Here is a 19,740-nt window from a genome sequence, read left to right on the forward strand (position 1 = left end):
GATTGGGGACAAATGGATACGCAGCACGAGCTGACGCTCGACCGGGTCCGCGCCGACATCGGTGCCGCGGTCGGCGACACCGACGCGCTCGACGCCTCGGACGGCGACCTCATCGCCTGCGGCCTCGACTCGCTGAAGGTGATGCGGCTGGCCAGCCGGTGGCGGGCGGCCGGAGTGGACGTCAAGTACGCCGAACTCATGGAACGGCCGACGCTCGCGGGCTGGATGGACCTGCTCACCGCACGCCAGGCGCCCGCACCCGCCACCGCCGCTCCCGCCGCCGCGTCCGGTGCCCCGGCGGACGACCCCGGAGGGCCGTTCGACCTCGCCCCGATGCAGTACGCCTACTGGGTCGGCCGGCACGAACAGCTCGTGCTGGGCGGCGTGGCCACCCACTTCTACGCCGAGTTCGACGGCGCCGCGATCGACACCGCCCGGCTCGACGCCGCCACCCGGGCGCTCATCGCCCGCCACGACATGCTGCGCGTGACGATCCTCGACGACGGCCGGCAGCGGGTCGCCGACTCCTCGCCGTGGTCCGGCGCCACCGTCCACGACCTGCGCGACCTCGACGGGCCGGCGGTCACCGCGCGGCTGGCGGAGATCCGCGACCGCCTCTCGCACCGGCGCTTCGACATCGCCCGGGGCGAGGTCTTCGACCTGGGCGTCTCGGTGCTGCCCGGCGGCGCCAGCCGGCTGCACCTCAACATCGACATGATCGTCGCGGACGCGCTGAGCTTCCGGATCATCCTCAACGACCTGGCCGAGCTGTACGCCGACCCGGACGCCGCGCTGCCGCCGATCCGCTACAGCTACCGCCGGTACCTCGCCGAGCGCCGCGCCGCACCGGCCCGGGGACGGGAGGCGGCCGTCGCCTACTGGCGCGAACGCCTGCCGGAGATGCCCGCCGCGCCGCAGGTGCCGCTGGCGACCGCGCCCGAGCGCCTGGCGGTCCACCGGGTGGTCCGGCGCTTCCACCGTCTCGACGCGGCCTGGCGCGAACGCCTCGACGAGCGGGCCCGGACGCACGGTGTCACGTCGTCGATGGTGTTCGCCGCCGCCTTCACCGAGGTGCTGTCCGCGTGGAGCGCCGAGCCCGACTTCCTGCTCAACGTGCCGCTGTTCGACCGGGATCCGCTGCACCCGGACGTGGCGCACCTGGTCGGCGACTTCACCAACCTGCTGATCGTGGCCGTGCACACCGGGGAGGGCACCTTCCTCGACGCCTGCCGCCGGCTGCAGGACCGCGTCCGCGCCGACGCCCTGCACAGCGACTTCTCCGGCCTGGAGGTGCTGCGCGCGCTCTCCGCCGAACGCGGCGCGCAGGCGCTCGCGCCGGTGGTGTTCACCAGCGCGCTCGGCCTCGGCGAGCTGTTCAGCCGCAAGGTACGCGACTGCTTCGGCGACGCCGGCTGGAACATCTCCCAGGCCCCGCAGGTCTGGCTGGACCACCAGGTCACCGAGGACGACGGCGGGCTGCTGCTCAACTGGGACGCCGTCGACGGCCTGATCCCCGCCGACGTGCTCGACGACATGTTCGCCGCGTACCTATGGCTGCTCGACCGGATCGTCACCGACCCGGTGGCCTGGACCGAGCCGGTGCCGAGCCTGCTGCCGGAGGCCGCCGCCCGCCGCCGGGCGGCGCTGAACGACACCGCCGGCCCGCAGCGACGGACCACGCTCACCGAGGGGTTCCTGGCGCACGCCGCCGCCGAACCGGACCGGATCGCGCTCGTCGCCGCCGGGGGCGGGGTGCGCTACGGCGACCTCGCCGAGCGGGCCCGGCGGATCGCCGGCCGGCTCGTCGCCGCCGGGCTGGACCCGGGCGACACGGTCGCGGTGACCCTGCCGAAGGGGCCGGCGCAGATCGAGGCGGTGCTCGGCGTGCTGTGCGCCGGCGGCGTCTTCGCCCCGGTCGGCGTCGACCTGCCGCCGGTGCGCCGCGCCGCGATCCACCGGGCCGCCGGGGTGCGGATCGTGCTCACCGACACGGCCACCCGGGACCAGCCGATCTGGAGTCACGGGCTGCCGGTGCTCGCCGTCGAGGAGGCCGCCGACGCGCCGCCGCTCGCCGAACTCCGGCCGGCCGGGCCCGACGACCTGGCGTACGTCATCCACACGTCCGGCTCGACGGGCGGCCCGAAGTGCGTGGAGATGACGCACCGGGCGGCGATGAACACCATCGAGGACATCGGCGACAGGTGGGGCATCGGCCCGGACGACCGGGGGCTCGCGCTGTCGGCGCTGGACCACGACTGGTCGGTGTACGACATCTTCGCGTTCCTCACCGCCGGCGCCGCGCTGGTCTGCGTCGACGACACCGCCCGCCGCGACGCCGAGCACTGGCTCGACCTGGTCCGCCGCCACCGCGTCACGGTGTGGACGTCGGTACCGGCGCTGCTGGACATGCTGCTCGTGGCGGCCGAGGGCGAGGCGGCGGAGCAGGCCGGCGACCTGCCGTTGCGGCTGGCCCTCGTCGGCGGCGACTGGGTGGGGCTCGACCTGTACGACCGGCTCACCGCGCGGGCGCCCGGCGCCCGCCTGGTCGCGCTCGGCGGCGCCACCGAGGTCGGCATCCACTCGACCTGGCACGAGGTGACCGAGGTGCCGGCGCGCTGGCGGTCGGTGCCGTACGGCGCCCCGCTGCGTAACCAGCTCACCCGCGTGGCCGACGGGCTCGGCCGGGACCGGCCCGACCTCGTGCCCGGCGAGCTGTGGCTCGGCGGCGTCGGTGTCGGGCCGGGCTACCGGGGCGACCCGGAACGCACCGCCGCGCGGTTCGTCGAGCGGGACGGGCAGCGTTGGTACCGCACCGGTGACCTGGCCCGCTTCCACCCCGACGGGCGCCTGGAGTTCCTCGGCCGCCTCGACGGCCAGGTGAAGATCCTGGGACACCGGCTCGACCTCGGCGACGTGGAGGCGGCGCTGCGCGAGCACCCGGGCGTGGCCCGCGCGGTCGCGCTGACCGTACCCGGCGAGGCCGGACCGCGGCTGGTCGCCGCCGTGACCCCGGCGGCCGGCGTGCCCATCGACGCGCAGACGCTGCGGGCGTACGCCGGGGAGCGGCTGCCGCCGTACATGGTGCCGCACCGCGTCGACGTGCTGGACGCGCTACCGCTCACCGCGAACGCGAAGATCGACCGGACCGCGCTCGCCGCCCGGTTCACCGACGACACCCGGCCCGCAGCCGAGGCGCCGGGCCGGCTGACCGGTCCGGCCGAACTCGCCGTCGCGGCCGTCTGGGCCGACCTGCTCGGCCGGCCCACCGTCGGCCCCGACGACAGCTTCTTCGCCCTCGGCGGCAACAGCCTGCTCGCCACCCGCCTGGTCACCGCCGTGCGGGCGGCCGGTTTCCCGGGCGCGCGCCTGTCCACGCTGTTCGCCGCGCCGACGCTCCGGGCGTTCGTGGACCGGCTCGGCGAGGCGTCCGCGCCGGTCGCCCCGGCCGCACCCGCCACTGCCGTGCCGGTCGCGGCCCACCCCGAGCGACGGTACGAGCCGTTCGACGCCACCGAGGTCCAGCGCGCCTACTGGCTGGGCCGGCGTCCCGAGTTCACCCTCGGCGGCGTCGGCTCGCACTGGTACTGGGAGTTCGAGGGCGAGCAGGTCGACCTGGAGCGGTTCGAGGAGGCGTTCAACCGCGTCGTCGCCCGGCACGACATGCTGCGCGCCGTCTTCGACGACGACGCCCGGCAGCGGGTGCTGCCCGAGGTGCCGCGCTACCGGATAACGGTCACCGACGCCGACGGTGACGCGTACCCGGTCGCGGTCGAGCGGATGCGCGACGACCTCGCCCACCTGGTGCACGACCCGGCCGCCTGGCCGATGTTCGCGGTCCGCGCGGTCCGCTCGGCGGACCGCACCCGCATCGGCCTCAGCCTCGACTTCCTGGTCCTCGACGCGCTCAGCATCATGATCGTGCTGGCCGACCTGGCCGAGCTGTACGTCGACCCGGCGGCCGCCCTGCCCGAACTGGGGATCACCTTCCGCGACTGCGTGGTGGCCGGGGATCCCGACCCGCAGCGCCGCGAGGCCGCCCGGCGCTACTGGGTCGATCGGCTGCCGCACCTGCCGCCCGGCCCGCGGCTCCCGCTGGCCCGCGACCCCCGCCAGGTCGACCGGCCCCGCTTCACCCGGCGGGAGGGACGCCTGAACGACCAGGCGTGGTCGCGCCTGGTCGCGCGGGCCGCCGAGCACGGCGTGACCCCGTCCACCGTGGTCGCCGCCGCGTTCGCGGCCGTCCTCGGGCGGTGGAGCGCCACGCCGGACTTCACGCTGAACCTCACGCTGTTCGACCGGCCCGCCACCCACCCCGACATCCCCCGCATCGTCGGTGACTTCACCTCGCTGCTGCTGGTCGCGAACACGCCCGAACCGGGGGAGAGCTTCGCCGCCGCCGTCCGCCGGCTCCAGGGCCGCGTCTGGGCCGACATCGAGCACAGCTCCTTCTCCGGCATCGCGGTCCTGCAGGAACTGGCCCGGCACACCGGCTCGGCGGAGGTCGCCATGCCTGTGGTGTTCACCAGCACCATCGGCGTCAGCGCCGCCACCGATCGCCCGTTCGGCCTGACCACCCCGTTCGGCCGGTACGTCACCGGCCTGTCCCAGACCCCGCAGGTGTGGCTCGACCACCAGGTCACCGAGCACGAGGGCGGGCTGCTGTTCAACTGGGACGCGGTCGAGGAGCTGTTCGCGCCGGGCGTGCTCGACGCGATGTTCGACGCGTACCGCGCGTTGCTGCGCCACCTCGCCACCGCCGGCTGGGACCGGCCCGCGCCGGTGCCGCTGCCGGCCGGGCAGGCGCAGGTGCGGGCCCGGGTCAACGACACCGGCGCACCGGTCACCGACCGGCTGCTGCACGCCGGGTTCGCCGCCGTCGCCCGCGACGACCCCGGCCGTACCGCACTGGCCTGGGGCGACGGCGCGACGCTGAGCTACGGCGAACTCGCCCGGCGGGCCCGCCGCGTCGCCGGCGCGCTCGTCGCCGCCGGCGTGCGGCCCGGCGACAACGTGGCCGTCTCCCTGCCCCGGGGACCGGACCAGGTCGCCGCGGTGCTCGGCGTCCTGCACGCCGGCGCCGCGTACGTCCCGGTCGCCGCCGACCAGCCCGAGCTGCGCCGGGAGCGGATCCACCGGGGCGCCGGGATCCGGGTCGCGCTCACCGGGTCGGCGGTGCCCGACGGCGTGACCGCGCTGCCGATGGCGCGGGCGCTGGCCGCCGCCGAACTCGCCGAACCGGTCACCGTCACACCCGACCAGCCCGCGTACGTCATCTTCACCTCCGGCTCCACCGGCGAGCCCAAGGGCGTGGTGACCGCGCACGGCGCCGCCTGGAACACGGTCGACGACATCAGCACGCGCTTCGGCGTCGGCCCCGGCGACCGGGTGCTGGCGGTCAGCGCCCTCGACTTCGACCTGTCCGTCTACGACCTGTTCGGCGTCCTCGCGGCAGGCGGGACCGTGGTGCTCACCGCCGAGGACGAGCGCGCCGACCCGGCCGCCTGGCTGCGCCTGGCCGACACCCACCGGGTCACCGTCTGGAACTCGGCCCCGGCGCTGCTGGACATGCTGCTCACCATGGCGGGCGACCGGCCGCCGCTGCCGCTGCGCCTGGCCATGGTCTCCGGCGACTGGGTCGGGCTGGACCTGCGGCGGCGCCTCGACGCGGTGACCGCCGGCTGCCGGCTGATCGCCCTCGGCGGCGCCACCGAGGCGGCCATCTGGTCCAACGCGTTCGAGGTGACCGAGGTGCCCCCGGAGTGGACGTCGGTCCCGTACGGCTTCCCGCTGCGCGGCCAGCGCTACCGGGTCGCCGACCCGGCCGGCGCGGACCGCCCCGACTGGGTGCCGGGTGAGCTGTGGATCGGCGGGGCGGGCGTCGCGCTCGGCTACCACGGCGACGAACGCCGCACCGCCCAGCGTTTCGTCCGCCACGACGGCGGCCGCTGGTATCGCACCGGTGACCTGGGCCGCTACTGGCCGGACGGCACACTGGAGTTCCTCGGCCGCGCCGACCACCAGGTGAAGATCCGCGGCCATCGGGTCGAACTGGGCGAGGTCGAGGCGGCCCTGGAGAGCCACCCGGCGGTGACCCGGGCGGTGGCCGTGGCCCCCGGGGGACGGCAGCGCCGGCTGCTCGCGGCGGTGGTCGCACCCGGCGGCGTCGATCCCGGCGATCTGCGCGCGCACCTGGCCCGCCGGCTGCCCGAGCACATGGTGCCGACCCGCGTCGAACACCTCGCCGAGCTGCCGCTGACCGGCAACGGCAAGGTCGACCGGGCACGCGTCGAGGCGATCGTCGACCGGCCCGACCACACCGGCGGGGAACGGATCAGCGACCCGGTCGAGGAGGCGGTGGCGCAGCTCTGGACCGACCTGCTCGGCCAGCCGGTCACCGGCCGCCGGGAGAGCTTCTTCGCGCTCGGCGGCAACAGCCTGCTCGCCACCCGGCTGGTGGCCGCGTCCCGGGCCCGGTTCGGGGTCGAGCTGTCGCTGCGCCAACTGCTCACCGCGCCGACGGTCGCCGAGCAGGCCGCCCTCGTCGCCGCCCAGTCCACCGTGGAACTCGCCGTCGAGGAGGGTGTGCTGTGACCGCAGCGCTGCGTGCCGACGCCGCCGCGATCCTGGCCGAGCTGGAGGCCGCCGGCGTCCGGCTGTGGGCCGAGGACGCCCGGCTGCGTTTCCGCGCGCCGCAGGGCGTGCTGACCGAGGAACGGCGGGCCCGGCTGCTCGCCGCCAAACCCGAGCTGCTCGCGTACCTCGCCGAGGCCGAGTCGGGACGCATCGAGCCCGAACCGGCGGCCCGCCACGAGCCGTTCCCGCTCACCGACATCCAGGCCGCGTACCTGATGGGCCGGCGCACCGTGTTCGCGTACGGCGGGGTCGGCTGTCACGCCTACGGCGAGGTGCGGCTGCGCGACCTGGACCCGGAGCGGGTCCGCGACGCCTGGCAGGCGCTGGTGGACCGGCACGACATGCTGCGGGCGGTGATCGACGCGAACGGCTCGCAGCGCGTCCTGGCCGAGGTGCCGCCGGTCCGGGTCGCCGCCACCGACCTGCGCGGGCGCCCCGCCGAGGAGGTCGAGGCGCACGTCGCGGCCGTCCGGGCCGCCATGGACCACCGGGTCTACGAACCGCACGAGTGGCCGCTGTTCGACCTGGCGGTGACCCGCGCCGACGACGGCGCGCTGCTGCACGTCTCGATCGACTTCCTGATCGCCGACTTCGTCAGCATCCAGCTGCTGCTCACCGAGTTCCAGGAGCACTACACCGACCCGGATCTGGTCCGGCCGCCGCTCGACGTCACGTTCCGCGACTACCTGGCCGCCGAGCGGCGGCTGCGCGGCACCCGCCGCTACGAGCGGGACCAGGCGTACTGGTTCGACCGGATCGACACCCTGCCGGCCGCGCCGGACCTGCCGGTCCTCGGCGACCAGTCCGCCGGCGACCCGGTCCGGTTCCGGCGCCACGAGCTGCGTCTCGACGGCGCCGGGTACGCCGCGCTGCGCGAGGCCGCCGCCGCGCAGGGGCTCAGCCCGACCGCCGCCGTCCTCACCGCGTACGCCGAGGTGATCGGCCGGTGGAGCCGGCGGCGGCGGTTCGTGCTGAACCTGACCATGCTCAACCGGCTGCCGCTGCACCCGCAGGTGGACCGGCTGGTCGGCGACTTCACCTCGGCCGTGCTGCTGGAGGTCGACGGCGCCGAGGGGACCACGCTCGCCGAACGCGGTGGCGCCCTGCAACGCCGGCTCTGGCAGGACCTCGACCACCGGCTGGTCGGCGGCGTCACGGTGCTGCGGGAGCTGGCCCGCCGCCGGGGCGCCGACGCCGCGCTCATGCCCGTGGTGTTCACCAGCGCGCTCGGTCTCGGCGACACCACCGCGCCCGGGCCGGAGGCGGGAGAGACCGGCTACGGCATCAGCCAGACCCCGCAGGTGTGGATCGACTGCCAGGCGCTGGAACGCGGCGACGGCCTCGAACTGCACTGGGACGTCCGGCAGGGGGTGTTCCCGGACGGTGTCGCGGAGGACATGTTCGCCGCGTTCGGCGACCTGGTACGGCGGCTGGCCGGCGACGCGCCGCCCTGGTCGCAGCCGTCCCCGGTGGACCTGCCGGAACGGCAGCGCCGCCGCCGCGCCGAGGTCAACGACACCGCGGCGCCGCTGTCCGGGCGGCTGCTGCACAGCGGCGTGGTCGAGCAGTGCCGGCGCACCCCGGACCGCCCGGCGGTGCTGTCCGGGGAGCGCACGCTCACGTACGGCGAGCTGCTCGGCCGGGCCGGCGCGGTGGCGGCGGCGCTGCGCGAGCGCGGCTGCGTGCCCGGCGACATCGTCGCCATCGTCATGCACACCGGCTGGGAGCAGCCGGTCGCGGCGCTCGGCGCGCTGCTGGCCGGCGGCGTCTACCTGCCGATCGACACCCGCAGCCCAAGGGCGCGCCGCGACGCGCTGCTGTCCGGCGCCGGCGCGCGGCACGTCCTGGCCACCGCCGCCACCGCCGACGGTCTCGACGCTCCGATCCTGGTCGAGCGGCTGGACCCGGTCGAGCCCGACGAGCGGCTGCTGACGCCCGCCGCCGGCCCGGCGGACCTGGCCTACGTCATCTACACGTCCGGCTCGACCGGCACGCCCAAGGGCGTGATGATCGACCACCGGGGCGCGGTCAACACCGTCGAGGACGTCAACGCCCGCTTCGGCGTCGGGCCGGACGACCGGGTGCTGGCCCTGGCCAGCCTCGCCTTCGACCTGTCCGTGTACGACCTGTTCGGCCCGCTGGCCGTCGGCGGCGCGCTGGTGCTGCCCGACCACGACCGGCGCGCCGACCCGTCGCACTGGGTCGACACGATGCTGCTGCACAGCGTCACGCTGTGGAACTCGGTCCCGGCGCAGATGCAGATGCTCGCCGACTACCTGACCGTGGAGGCCGGCGTCGACCTGCCGTCGCTGCGGCTGGCGCTGCTCAGCGGCGACTGGATCCCGGTCACCCTGCCGGACCAGATCCGCGGTCGGCTGCCCGGGCTGCGGCTGGTCAGTCTCGGCGGCGCGACGGAGGCGTCGATCTGGTCGATCCACCACCCGATCGAGGCGGTCCCGCCGCACTGGCGCAGCATCCCGTACGGCACGCCGCTGACCAACCAGACGTTCCACGTGCTCGACGAGGCCGGCCGCGACTGCCCCGACTGGACGGTGGGGGAGCTGTACATCGGCGGCGTGGGCGTCGCGGCCGGCTACCTCGGCGACCCGGAGCAGACCGCCCGCCGGTTCAGCGTGCACGAGCCCGGCGGCGAGCGCCGGTACCGCACCGGCGACCTCGGCCGCTACCGGCCCGACGGCGTCATCGAGTTCCTCGGCCGGGAGGACGACCAGGTCAAGATCCGCGGCCACCGGATCGAACTGGCCGAGGTCGAGGCGGCGATGCAGTCGCATCCGGCGGTCGGTGCCGCCGTCGCGTTCGTGGAGGGGGAGCCGCCGCTGGACCGGCGCCTCGCCGCCGTGGTCGAGACCGCACACCGGGAGCCGGACCGGGAGGCCGCCGTCCGCGACACCGCCCGGCTCCTCGACGGCGCCCGGCGCCGGCTCGCCGAGGTACGCCGGGAGATGGACGCCGACGCGGCAGTCGCGTTCGCCCGCGAACTGGACCGCACCGCGCTGCTGGCGATGGTGACCACGCTGCGCGGCGCGGGCCTGTTCCACACCGCCGGGTCGGCGCACACGCTGCCGGAGGTGCTCGACGCCGCCCGCGTCGCCCCGAAGCACCACCGGCTGGTCCGGCGCTGGGTCAAGGGCCTGATCGCGGGCGGCATGATGCGCCGCGACGGCGACCGGCTCACCGGCGTACCGCCGGTCACCGCCGACAACGTGGCGGCGGCCTGGGCGCGGGTCGACGAACTGCTGCCCGGTGGCGGGCACCGGCCCGAACTCGTCGAGTACTTCCGCGCGGCCACCACCCGGCTCCCCGAGCTGCTGCGCGACGACGCCGACCCGATCCAGTTGCTGTTCCCCGAGGGGCGGCTGGACATCCAGGAGTCGGCCTACCAGGGCAACTTCCTCAGCGACACGGTCAACCGGCTGGTCGTCGAGGCGATGTGCACGCTCGCCGCCGACTTCCCGGCCGGGCGGCCGATGCAGGTGCTGGAGGTGGGGGCCGGGGTGGGCGGCACCAGCATCGACCTGATCCCGGCGCTCGCCGCCCACCCGGTGCGCTACCTGTTCACCGACGTCTCCACCTTCTTCCTCAACGCCGCGCAGGAACGCTTCGCCGCATACCCCTGGGTCGGCTACGGCATCTACGACCTGAACGCCGACTACCGGGCGCAGGGCCTGGAGTCCAACGCGTTCGACGTGATCCTCTGCGCCAACGTGCTGCACTACGCCCGCCACGCCGGCCGGGCCCTGGCACGGTTCAGGGAGATGCTGCGCCCCGGCGGCTGGCTGGTCTTCATCGAGACGACCCGGGACAACTACCAGATCCTCACCTCGATGGAGTTCCTGTTCGACGCCACCGCCGGCGACTTCGAGGACGTACGGGCCGGACAGGACGAGACGTTCATCTCCCGGCCGCAGTGGCAGACGCTGCTCACCGAGGCCGGCGCCTCCACTGTGGTCTGCCTGTCCGACGAGGACGAGGCCCTGGACCGGATCGGCATGCACGTGTTCGCGGTGCGGTTCAAGGCCGACCGCGTGCCGGTCACCCCGGCCGAGATCACCGCGCACCTGGGCGAGCGGCTGCCCGGCTACATGGTGCCGGGCACGATCGGGGTGGTCGACGCGCTGCCGCTGACCGGCAACGGCAAGGTCGACCGGGCCGCCCTGCCGGCGCTGCTGCGGGCACCGGAGCTGGGCGGGGCCGCGCCGGTGTCGGCGGAGCCGTCCGGCGAGGTCGAGATCGCGCTGGCGAAGGCGTGGGCGGAGGTGCTGGGCGTGCCCACCGTCGGCCGCGACCACACCATCTTCCAGCTCGGCGGCGACTCGCTGCTGGCGGCGCAGCTCGTCGCCCGGATCCGCGAGTCGGTGCCGGCGGCCGCCGACGCCTTCTTCGACCAGATGCTGCGCGACCTGCTGGAGGGGTGCACGCTCGCCGAACTCGCGGCCGGTCTCGGCGCCGGTTCCGCCGCCGAGCCCCGGTCCGGTGGTGAGACCGGGCCGGACGGGCCGGTGGCACTGGTCGGCCTGGACGGTCCGGGGCCGGACGTGCTCGTGCACGACGGCACCGGCGGGCTCCCCCCGGTCGCCGGTGACCTCGCCGCCACCGGGTCCGGCCTGGTGGTGACCGCGCCGCAGACGTACCTCGGCCTGGACCCGGCGGTGCTCGTCGACTGGCACGCCTCCGCCTGCGCCGACGCGCTGGCCGGGACCGCGCCGCTCGCGCTGGCCGGGCGGGACTTCGGCGCCCTGCTCGCGGTCGAGGTGGCCCGGCGCCGACTGGAGCAGGGCGGCGAGATCAGCCGGCTGGTCGCCGTCGTCACCGAGCCGTTCACCCCGGACCTGCGCGACGACCTGCTCGTCGAGTACGCCTTCACCAGGGCCCTCGGCGTGGCGCCGCCGGACGTCGGGCTGCCCGCCGAGGCGGACCTGGCACGTGCCGTCGAGGCGGCCGGTGGCGGCGTGCTGCCGCCGGGACGGCTCACCTATCCGCCGGCCGGGCAGGAGGCCCCCGGCGTGACCGACGTGCTGCTGCGGCAGGCCGAACGCCCGGCCGCCGAGCGGCTCGCCGCGATCGCCGCGCGGGCCGGGCTGACCGGGGGCGAGACCGAGCGGCGGTACGAGATGTTCCGGCACAGCCTCGACGCGGCGGCCCGGCACCGCGCCGAGCCGTACGCCGGGGACGTCACGCTGGTGCTCGCGTTCGACAGTGGGCTCTGGCCGGCGGCGGCGGAGGCGATCCCGGCCCGCTGGCGCGACCTGTGCCTCGGCGCGGTCGACGTGCGGTGGTCGCGGTGACCGCCGGCCCGGTCGCCGTGGTCGGCGGGTACGGCGCGGTGGGCAGCGCCGCCGCCGCCCGGCTGCACCGCGACGGCGTCGGCCCGCTGCGCGTCGGCGGCCGGAACCCCGACCGGGCCGCGGCGCTGGTCCGCGACCGGCTCGGCGGCGCCGGGGAGGCGGTCGCTGTCGACGTGTACGACAGGGACTCGCTGGCCCGCTTCTGCGCCGGCTGCCGGCTCGTCGTCTGCGCGGGCGGCGCGTCGCACCAGGTGCTCGACCGGGTGGCGGTGGCCGCTCTGGCCGCCGGCGCGGACTACGTGGACGCCGGCGGGGACGAGCCGTTGTACGACCGTCTCGCCGGCCGCGACCTCGCCGCGCAGGGCCGGATCGCGCTCGTCACCGCCGGGATGATGCCGGGACTCAGCGGGCTGCTGCCCCGCTGGCTGGCGGCGCGGGGCGTGACCCGGCCCCGGCGCCTGGTCGCCCACCTCGGCGTGATGGACCGGCTCACCCCGGCCGGCGCGGTCGACTACCTGCTCAGCCTGCACGACCGCGAGCGGGAGTCGCGCGCCGTGTGGATCGGCGGCCGGCCGGTCGCCCGCGCCGCCGAACCACAGGTGGACGCGCTGGTGCCGTTCTTTCCCAACCCGGTCGGCGTGCACCCGTACCTCGGCTACGAGGCGCGCCGGCTCGGCGCCGGACTCGGCCTGGACGAGGTCCGCTGGAACTCCGTCTTCGACGGCGGCGCCGCGATGATGGCCACGCTGGGCCGCCTCCAGGGGGCGATGGCCGGGCAGAGCGACCTGACCCGGGCCGCCGCCGAGCTGGCCCGCGCCGCCGACCTGGACATGTTCTCGCGCCGCCCGTACCAGCTGATGCTGCTGGAGCTGTCCGGCGCGGACGCCGCGGGCGATCCGGTCACCCGGACCGTGCTGGCCCGCTCGACCGACACGTCCGCCCTCACCGGCACGGTCCTGGCGCTGGCCGCGCGGCAGGTGCTGGACGGGCTGGTGAAACCGGGGACGCACTTCGCGGCCGAGGGCCTGCACCCGGAGCGGCTGGTCGAGGCGCTGCTGCGCACCGGCGCGCTCACCGCGTTCGAGACGTTCGACGTACCAGCCGCCGAGGCGGCGTCGGCGGTCGAGGAGGGCGCGTTGTGACAGGGCCCCGGGTGGTCGTCGCCGGCACCGGGTTCGGCCGGGTCTACCTGGCCGGCGTCGCCGACCCGGCGTTCCCGTTCGAGCTGGCCGGCGTGCTCGCCCGGGGCAGCGAGCGGTCCCGGGCCTGCGCCGAGCGCTACGGCGTGCCGCTGTGGACCCGGGTGGCGGACCTGCCCGGCGACGTGGACGTGGCCTGCGTGGTGGTGGGTTCCGCGCCCACCGGCGGGCCCGGCGCCCGGCTCGCGGTCGAGCTGATGCGCCGGGGCGTGCACGTGCTCCAGGAGCACCCGGTGCACCCGGGGGAGCTGGCGGAGTGCCTGCGCCAGGCCCGCGCCTCCGGGGTGCGGTACCGGCTCAACAGCCACCACGTCCACGTGGCCGCGGTACGCCGTTTCATCGCCGCGGTACGCGACCTCGCGGCCCGGCAGGATCTGCTGTTCGTCGACGCGGCCACCAGCGTGCAGGTGCTCTACACCCTGTTCGACGTGCTCGGCGAGGCGCTGCCGCGGCTGCGTCCGTGGACGTTCGCCCCGCCGGTCACGCCGCCCGGCGTACCGCCGGCCGAGGCGCCGTTCCACAGCCTCGCCGGTGTGCTCGGCGGCGTGCCGGCCACGCTGCGGGTGCAGCACCACCTCGACCCGCGCGAGCCGGACAACCACGCCCACCTGTGGCACCGGATCACCGTCGGCGCCGAGGGCGGGACGTTGACGCTGGTCAGCAGCAACGGGCCGGTGCTGTGGTGCCCCCGGCCGCACCTGCCGCCGACGGACGGGCTGGCCGGGTTCGACGAGCTGGCCGACGCGCACCTGAGCTACGGCGTCGCGGAGCCGGTCGGTCCGGCGACCGCGCCGACGTTCGCGGAGGTCTTCACACGACAGTGGCCGGCGGCGGTCCAGACCGCCCTGACGGGATTGTGGGACGCGGTGACCGACGGCGAGGATCCGATGACCAGAGGCCAGTACCATCTCACGCTCGGCCGGCTCACCCAGGACGTGCTCGATCTGCTCGGGCCGATGCACCTGGTCCGGCGGGACACCCCCACGGTGCTGTCCGCGCGGCACCTGTCCGCGGGACCGGAGGCGGCATGACCCCGCTGACCCGCTGCCTCCAGCGGTACGCCGCGCCCGCCGCGCCGGCCACGCGGCTCGTCTGCTTCCCGCACGCCGGGGGCGGGGCGAGCGGCTTCCGGCAGTGGGCCGGGCACCTGCCCGGCGGGGTGGAACTGCTGGCCGTGCAGTACCCGGGCCGGGAGGAACGCATCGCCGAACCGCCCGCGACCGACCTGTGCCGCCTCGCCGCCGAGGTGTCGCACGCGCTCGCCGGTCTCGACCCGGCGCCCACCGTCCTGTTCGGGCACAGCCTCGGCGCGGCGGTCGCGTTCGAGACCGCCCGCCGCCTGCCGTCGCCGGTGCTGCTCGTCGTGTCCGGCCGGCAGGCGCCGGTGGACCCGGGCCGCTCGGTGCACCTGATGAGCGGCGACGAGCTGTGGCAGGACGTGGCCCGCTCCGGCGGTACCCGGCAGGAGGTGCTCGACAGCGACGAGTTGCGGGCGCTGCTGCTGCCGGTGCTGCGGGCCGACTACTGGCTCAGCGAGACCTACCGGCCGGCGCCGCTGCCGCTGCTGGCCTGCCCGGTGCTGGCCTGCTCCGGCGACCGCGACCCGGAGGTCGACCCGGCCGCCCTGGACGGCTGGCGGTCGGTGACCACCGGGACGTTCACCGCCCGGCTGTTCCCCGGCGACCACTTCTACCTGGTGCCGCAGCGGGGCGCGCTGATCGCCGAGGTGCTGCGTACCGCGTGGTCACTGCCGGCCGCCGCGGCCTGGCCGTCGACGCCGTGACCAGCGAGGCGCTCACCGGCGCGCCGGACACCGGCACGACCGACCGGATCGCGGCGCTGTCCGCCGTCGCCGCCGCCGGGGGCGAGGGGTTCGCCCGGCTGGCCGCCGCCGATCCGGCGCTCGTGGCACTCGCCCACCGGCAGCGGGAGCGGCGGTGCCGGCAGCTCAACCTGGTCGCGGCGACCAGCCCGACGCTGCCGGCCGTGCTGGCCGCCGGTGCGCTGGGCTTCGGCGCCGTCACCGCCGAGGGGTACCCGGGGCAGCGCTATCACTCCGGCGCCGAGACCGTCGACGCGGTGGAACGGCTCGCCCGGGCCCGCGCCGAACTGCTGTTCGGCGCGGCGCACGCGAACGTGCAGCCGGCGTCCGGCTCGGCGGCGAACCTGGCTGTGCTCTACGGGCTGCTCGGGCCGGACGACACAGTGCTGTCGCTGGAGCTGAGCCACGGCGGGCATCTGTCGCACGTCTCCGGCGCGGCGAGCGTCTCCCGCCGGGTGCGGGCCCGGCACTACCGGGTCGGCCCGGACGGGCTGGTGGACACCGACGCGGTGGCCGCGCTGGTCCGCGAGGTCCGGCCCCGGCTGCTCATCTGCGGCGGCTCGGCCTGCCCCCGGGCGGTCGACTTCGCCGCGTTCCGCCGCGCCGCGGACGAGACCGGCGCGCTGCTGATGGCCGACGTCAGCCACGTCAGCGGCCTGGTCGCCACCGGGCTGCACCCGTCGCCGTTCGACCACTGCGACGTGGTGACCACGTCCACGTACAAGCAGTTGCGCGGCCCCCGGGGCGGGCTGGCCCTGCTCGGCGCCCGGTCCCGGATCCGCGCCGCCGACCTGGACCGGGCGGTGTTCCCCGGCTTCCAGGGCACGCCCGACTTCGGTGCCATCGCCGGCAAGGCGGTCGCGCTGCGCCACGCGGCCCGGCCGGCGTTCGCCGCCGCGATGGGCCGGGTGGTGCGCTACGCCGGGCAGCTCGCCGACGCCCTCACCGGCCGGGGCGTACCGGTGCTGACCGGCGGCACCGACACCCACATGGTGCTCGTCGACCTGCGGCACGCCCCGGTGTCCGGCCGGTACGTCTGCGACGTGCTGGAGGCGCACGGTGTGCTCGCCAACCGCAATCCGGTGCCGGACGACCCGCGACCGGTCGGGCAGACAAGCGGGCTGCGGTTCGGCACCAACGACCTGGCGTTCCGGGACGTCGGCGACGACCTGGTGACCGCTGTCGTGGCGGCCGTCGCCGGTGCCGTGGCGGAGCTGGCCGAGACCGGCGACCAGGCGCGCTGCCCGTCCCTGGCCGTACTGCCGGACCTGGTCGCCGAGGTCGCGTCGCGCGGCTACCGGGAGGAGTGAGGCGCCCGGTCGACGCGCAGCGGCAGCGCGGTCAGCGCCCGCAGGCTGAAGCTCGGCACCGCCCGGCGCGGCGCACCGGCGAGCGCCAGCCCGGGCCGGGCGCGCAGCAGCGCGGTGAGCGTCGCGGCCGTCTCCAGCCGCGCCAGGTAGCCGCCCACGCAGGCGTGGGCGCCCCGCCCGAAGCCGAGGTTGCGGTTCGCGCCGGGCCGGTCCACGTCGAGCCGGTCCGGGTCGGGGAAAGCCCGCTCGTCCCGGTTGGCGGAGCCGACGAGCAGCATCACCGGCTGCCCGGCCGGGATCGTGACGTCGCCGACCCGGTGCTCACCGGTGGTGACCCGGGTCGCGGTCTGCACCGGGCTGTCGTAGCGCAGCAGCTCGTCCACCGCGCCCGTCATCAGCGCCGGGTCGACGTGGAGCCGGTCGAGCTGCTCCGGGTGCCGCAGCAGCGCCAGCATCCCGTTGCCGATCAGGCTCACCGTGTTGTGGTGCCCGACGATGAGCAGGAAGACGCCGTTCACCAGCAGCTCGGCGAGCGTCATCGTCCGCTCGGCGCGCTGCGCGGCCAGCCACCTGCTCATCAGGTCGCCGGTCGGCTCGCGCCGGCGGCGGGTCAGCAGCCGGCCGAAGTAGTCGCCCGCTTCCCGCGTCGCCTCGGCCGCCGCGTCCCGCTGCGCGTCGCTGAGCAGCGCGTCCGGGTCGGAGGCGGCGCCGAACGCGCGCGACCACCGCTCCAGCAGCGGCCAGTCCGCCCGGGGCAGCCCGAACAGGCGTCCGATCACCGCGATCGGCACCGGGTACGCGACGTCGGCGACGAGGTCGATCTCGCCCCGGTCCGGCAGTGCGCCCACCACCTCGGCGACGGCCGCGTCGATCGCCGGGCGCATGGCGTCCACCGCCTGCGGCACGAACTCGTGGCTCATCGCCGAGCGGATGCGCGGATGGTCCGGCGCGTCGAGCGCGTTGAGCGGCAGTGGGAACCGGGCGTCGATGCCCCGGGTACGGAAGTACTCGTCGTACGCGGTGAGCCGGCCCAGGTCGCAGCTCAGTCGCGGGTCGCGCAGCCCGGCGCGGACGTCGTCGTACCGGGACACCAGCCAGATGCCCGCGTTGGTGCGTACCGCCGGCGCCTCGTCGCGCAGCCGGCGCAGGAACGGGTACGGGTCGTCGGCGTACGCGGCGCCGGTGACGGTGGCGAGGAAGTCCGCCGCGATTCCGGGCGGGGAGGAGGTGGTCATCGGTGGCCTCCGTCGACTGTGGTGCCTGCGGATCGGCTGGGCGAGAATACCGGGGGCCAGGGCTCCGTCACCCATTATCCGGAGGTGGATGGCCCTCATGAAAGTCGTGGTGACCTGCCAGCCGGCGGTCGGGCACTTCCACGCGATCGCCCCGCTCGCGCTCGCCGCCCGCTCCGCCGGGCACGACGTCACGGTGGTCACCGGACGGGGTCTCGGCCCCTGGGTGACCCGGGCCGGGCTGGACGTGGTTGAGGTCGGCCCGGCGTGGCTGGCCGACGGGCCGAGGACGTCGGCGTTCGACGACGAGCGCCGGCGGCTGCGGCTGATGGCCATGGCCACCGCCGCGCTCATCCCGGGCATCGTCGAGGTGCTCCGGGACACCCGCGCCGACGTGCTGCTGCACGAGTCGCTGGAGTGGGCCGGGCCGCTCGCCGCCGACGCGGTGGGCGTGCCCTACGCGGCGCTCGGCCAGCTCCCGCGCCTGCCCCGGGCGGTCACGGCGCAGACGATGGGTGCGGGCTGGAGCCAGGCCCGCACCCGCCTCGGACTGCCCGCCGATCCGGGCATGGCGCGGCTCTACCCGTACCTCTACCTCGATGCGTACCTGCCGAGCATGCAGCCGCTGTCCGACGACCCGCTGCTGTGGTTCGGCGGACGGGCCGAGGACGAGGTGGTGCACCCGATCATGCCGCCGCTGTACCAGGTGGACGGCCCGGTGCCGGACTGGCTCACCGCGCCGGCCACACGGCCGCTGATCTACATGACCATGGGCACCGCGTTCAACCAGACGCCGCACCTGTTCCGCGCCGCCGCGCGGGGCCTGCGCGACGAGGACGTCGACGTGGTCATGACGCTCGGCTCCGGCGTCGACCTCGCCGCCACCGGCATCGACGCGCCGAACGTGCGGCTGGCCACGTACATCCCGCAGGACGAGGTGCTGCGCCGCACCGCCGTGGTGCTGCACCACGCCGGCTACCTGACCACAGTCGGCGCGCTGCGGCACGGCCTGCCGATGGTGGTCGTCCCGGTCGCCGTCGACCAGCCGTATCACGCCCACCGGCTCAGCGCGGCCGGGGTGGCGATCCGCCTCGACGAGGCCGCGGCCACGCCGGAACGCATCCGCGACGCGGTGCGCGCCACCCTGGACGACGACCTCTACCGGCGCAACGCCGCCCGGCTCCAGGCGGAGATGGCCGGGATGCCCGGCGTGGAACGGGGCATCGAGCTGCTGGAGCGGCTGGCCGAGGAGCGCCGGCCGCTGCGCGCGGCCGCATAGGACGGATCCCGGCCGCGTACGCCCGTACCTGTTCGCGCGGCCACCTCGCAGAGAGGCGACAGCCATGCGCGTACCAGTGGAGACCGTCGACGCCGAGCCGGCGCCGCTCGGCCGGATCCTGCTCACCGGCGCGACCGGCCGGGTCGGCGCCCGGCTGCTGCCCCACCTCAAGCGGCTCGGCGGCGAGGCGCGCCTGCTGGTGTGGGGCCCCGGCCCGGGGCCGGGCGGCGGCCGGCTCGTCACCGGCGACCTGCGCGACCCGGCGGTGTGCCGCAGCGCGGTCGAGGGGGTCGACGCGGTGGTGCACATCGCGTCCGCGTTCGTCGGCCTGGACGGGCCGGGCGCCGAGGAGGTGAACCGGACCGCGACCGCGGCGCTGGCCCGCGCCGCGCTCGACGCCGGGGTGCGCCGGTTCGTGCAGATGAGCAGCTACCTGGTCTACGCGCCCGCCGGCGACCGGCCGGTACGCGAGGACGACCCGCTGCTGGAGTCGCCGGAGTCGTCGTTCCCGGCCGCGAAGCTCGGCGCGGAGGCGGCGCTGCGGCAGTTCACCGGTGGGGAGCTGGAGGTGTGCGTGCTGCGTGTCGCGTTCACCTACGGCGAGGGCGACCCGCATCTCGCCGACGCGCTGAGCTGGGCCGCGCACCGGCCGGACGACGAGCGGCTGCACCTGGTGCACCACGCCGACGTGCGGGCCGGCATCTTCGCCGCGCTGGGCAGCCCGGCCGCCGCCGGGCACACGTACAACCTGGCCGACGACGAGCCGGCCTCGGCGGCGTTGCTGCGCCCGCTGGCCGCGGAGTTCACCGCGCGCGGCGCCGGAGCCGGCGACGCGGAGGAGGGCGGCCCGCTGGGCTGCGTCGTGGACACCACCGCCGCCCGCCGGGACCTGGGCTTCCGGCCCGTCTACCCATCGATCGAGGACGCCCGCCGCGCGGGCCGCATGTGACGGAGGACGC

9 protein-coding genes and 3 pseudogenes are annotated in these 19,740 nt (G+C 76.0%); 11 read left to right on the top strand and 1 reads right to left on the bottom strand.

The annotated features are described in order from the left end of the window. The first annotated feature begins 12 nt into the window (after positions 1-12). From SM452_RS22725 to SM452_RS22765, 9 genes and pseudogenes are all read left to right on the top strand, one after another. On the top strand, positions 13-6,591 hold the full coding sequence (locus SM452_RS22725; protein WP_463840651.1) for an amino acid adenylation domain-containing protein: 6,579 nt from the start codon (positions 13-15) through the stop codon (positions 6,589-6,591). Beyond that, a pseudogene (locus tag SM452_RS22730) lies at positions 6,588-8,054 on the top strand (condensation domain-containing protein); the annotation flags it as partial. The gene SM452_RS22725 and the pseudogene SM452_RS22730, both read left to right, overlap by 4 nt. Positions 8,055-8,255: 201 nt before the next feature. Further along, a pseudogene (locus SM452_RS22735) lies at positions 8,256-9,386 on the top strand (amino acid adenylation domain-containing protein); the annotation flags it as partial. 723 nt (positions 9,387-10,109) lie between these two features. Beyond that, a pseudogene (locus tag SM452_RS22740) lies at positions 10,110-10,577 on the top strand (class I SAM-dependent methyltransferase); the annotation flags it as partial. 159 nt (positions 10,578-10,736) lie between these two features. Then, positions 10,737-11,939: a phosphopantetheine-binding protein gene (locus SM452_RS22745; RefSeq protein ID WP_463840672.1), complete on the top strand. Its 1,203-nt coding sequence runs from the start codon at positions 10,737-10,739 to the stop codon at positions 11,937-11,939. Then, positions 11,936-13,081 (top strand): saccharopine dehydrogenase NADP-binding domain-containing protein, encoded by a 1,146-nt coding sequence (locus SM452_RS22750; RefSeq protein WP_355511182.1) that lies wholly within the window; start codon positions 11,936-11,938, stop codon positions 13,079-13,081. Before SM452_RS22745 ends, SM452_RS22750 begins: the two co-directional genes overlap by 4 nt. Further along, positions 13,078-14,169: a Gfo/Idh/MocA family oxidoreductase gene (locus tag SM452_RS22755; protein ID WP_269696752.1), complete on the top strand. Its 1,092-nt coding sequence runs from the start codon at positions 13,078-13,080 to the stop codon at positions 14,167-14,169. The genes SM452_RS22750 and SM452_RS22755 overlap by 4 nt, the downstream gene beginning before the upstream one ends. Further along, entirely contained in the window at positions 14,166-14,921 is a 756-nt protein-coding gene (locus SM452_RS22760; protein WP_463840652.1) for a thioesterase II family protein, read from the top strand. Before SM452_RS22755 ends, SM452_RS22760 begins: the two co-directional genes overlap by 4 nt. Further along, positions 14,879-16,270 (top strand): serine hydroxymethyltransferase, encoded by a 1,392-nt coding sequence (locus SM452_RS22765; protein WP_463840653.1) that lies wholly within the window; start codon positions 14,879-14,881, stop codon positions 16,268-16,270. Before SM452_RS22760 ends, SM452_RS22765 begins: the two co-directional genes overlap by 43 nt. On the opposite strand, the gene SM452_RS22770 is transcribed toward SM452_RS22765, so the two are convergent. Further along, positions 16,255-17,505, bottom strand: coding sequence for a cytochrome P450 (locus tag SM452_RS22770; RefSeq protein WP_463840654.1), 1,251 nt, complete (start codon positions 17,503-17,505; stop codon positions 16,255-16,257). The two genes, SM452_RS22765 and SM452_RS22770, sit on opposite strands and share 16 nt — an antisense overlap. Before the next feature lie 97 nt (positions 17,506-17,602). On the opposite strand from SM452_RS22770, the gene SM452_RS22775 reads away from it, so the two are divergent. Then, positions 17,603-18,781, top strand: a complete 1,179-nt coding sequence (locus SM452_RS22775; RefSeq protein ID WP_357209598.1) for a glycosyltransferase — start codon at positions 17,603-17,605, stop codon at positions 18,779-18,781. 64 nt (positions 18,782-18,845) lie between these two features. Beyond that, a complete protein-coding gene (locus tag SM452_RS22780) occupies positions 18,846-19,730 on the top strand; it encodes an NAD-dependent epimerase/dehydratase family protein (RefSeq protein ID WP_357209599.1) in 885 nt (294 codons plus the stop codon). The last annotated feature ends 10 nt before the right edge of the window (positions 19,731-19,740 follow it).

The organism is Micromonospora sp. SYSU B005, assembly GCF_055362685.1.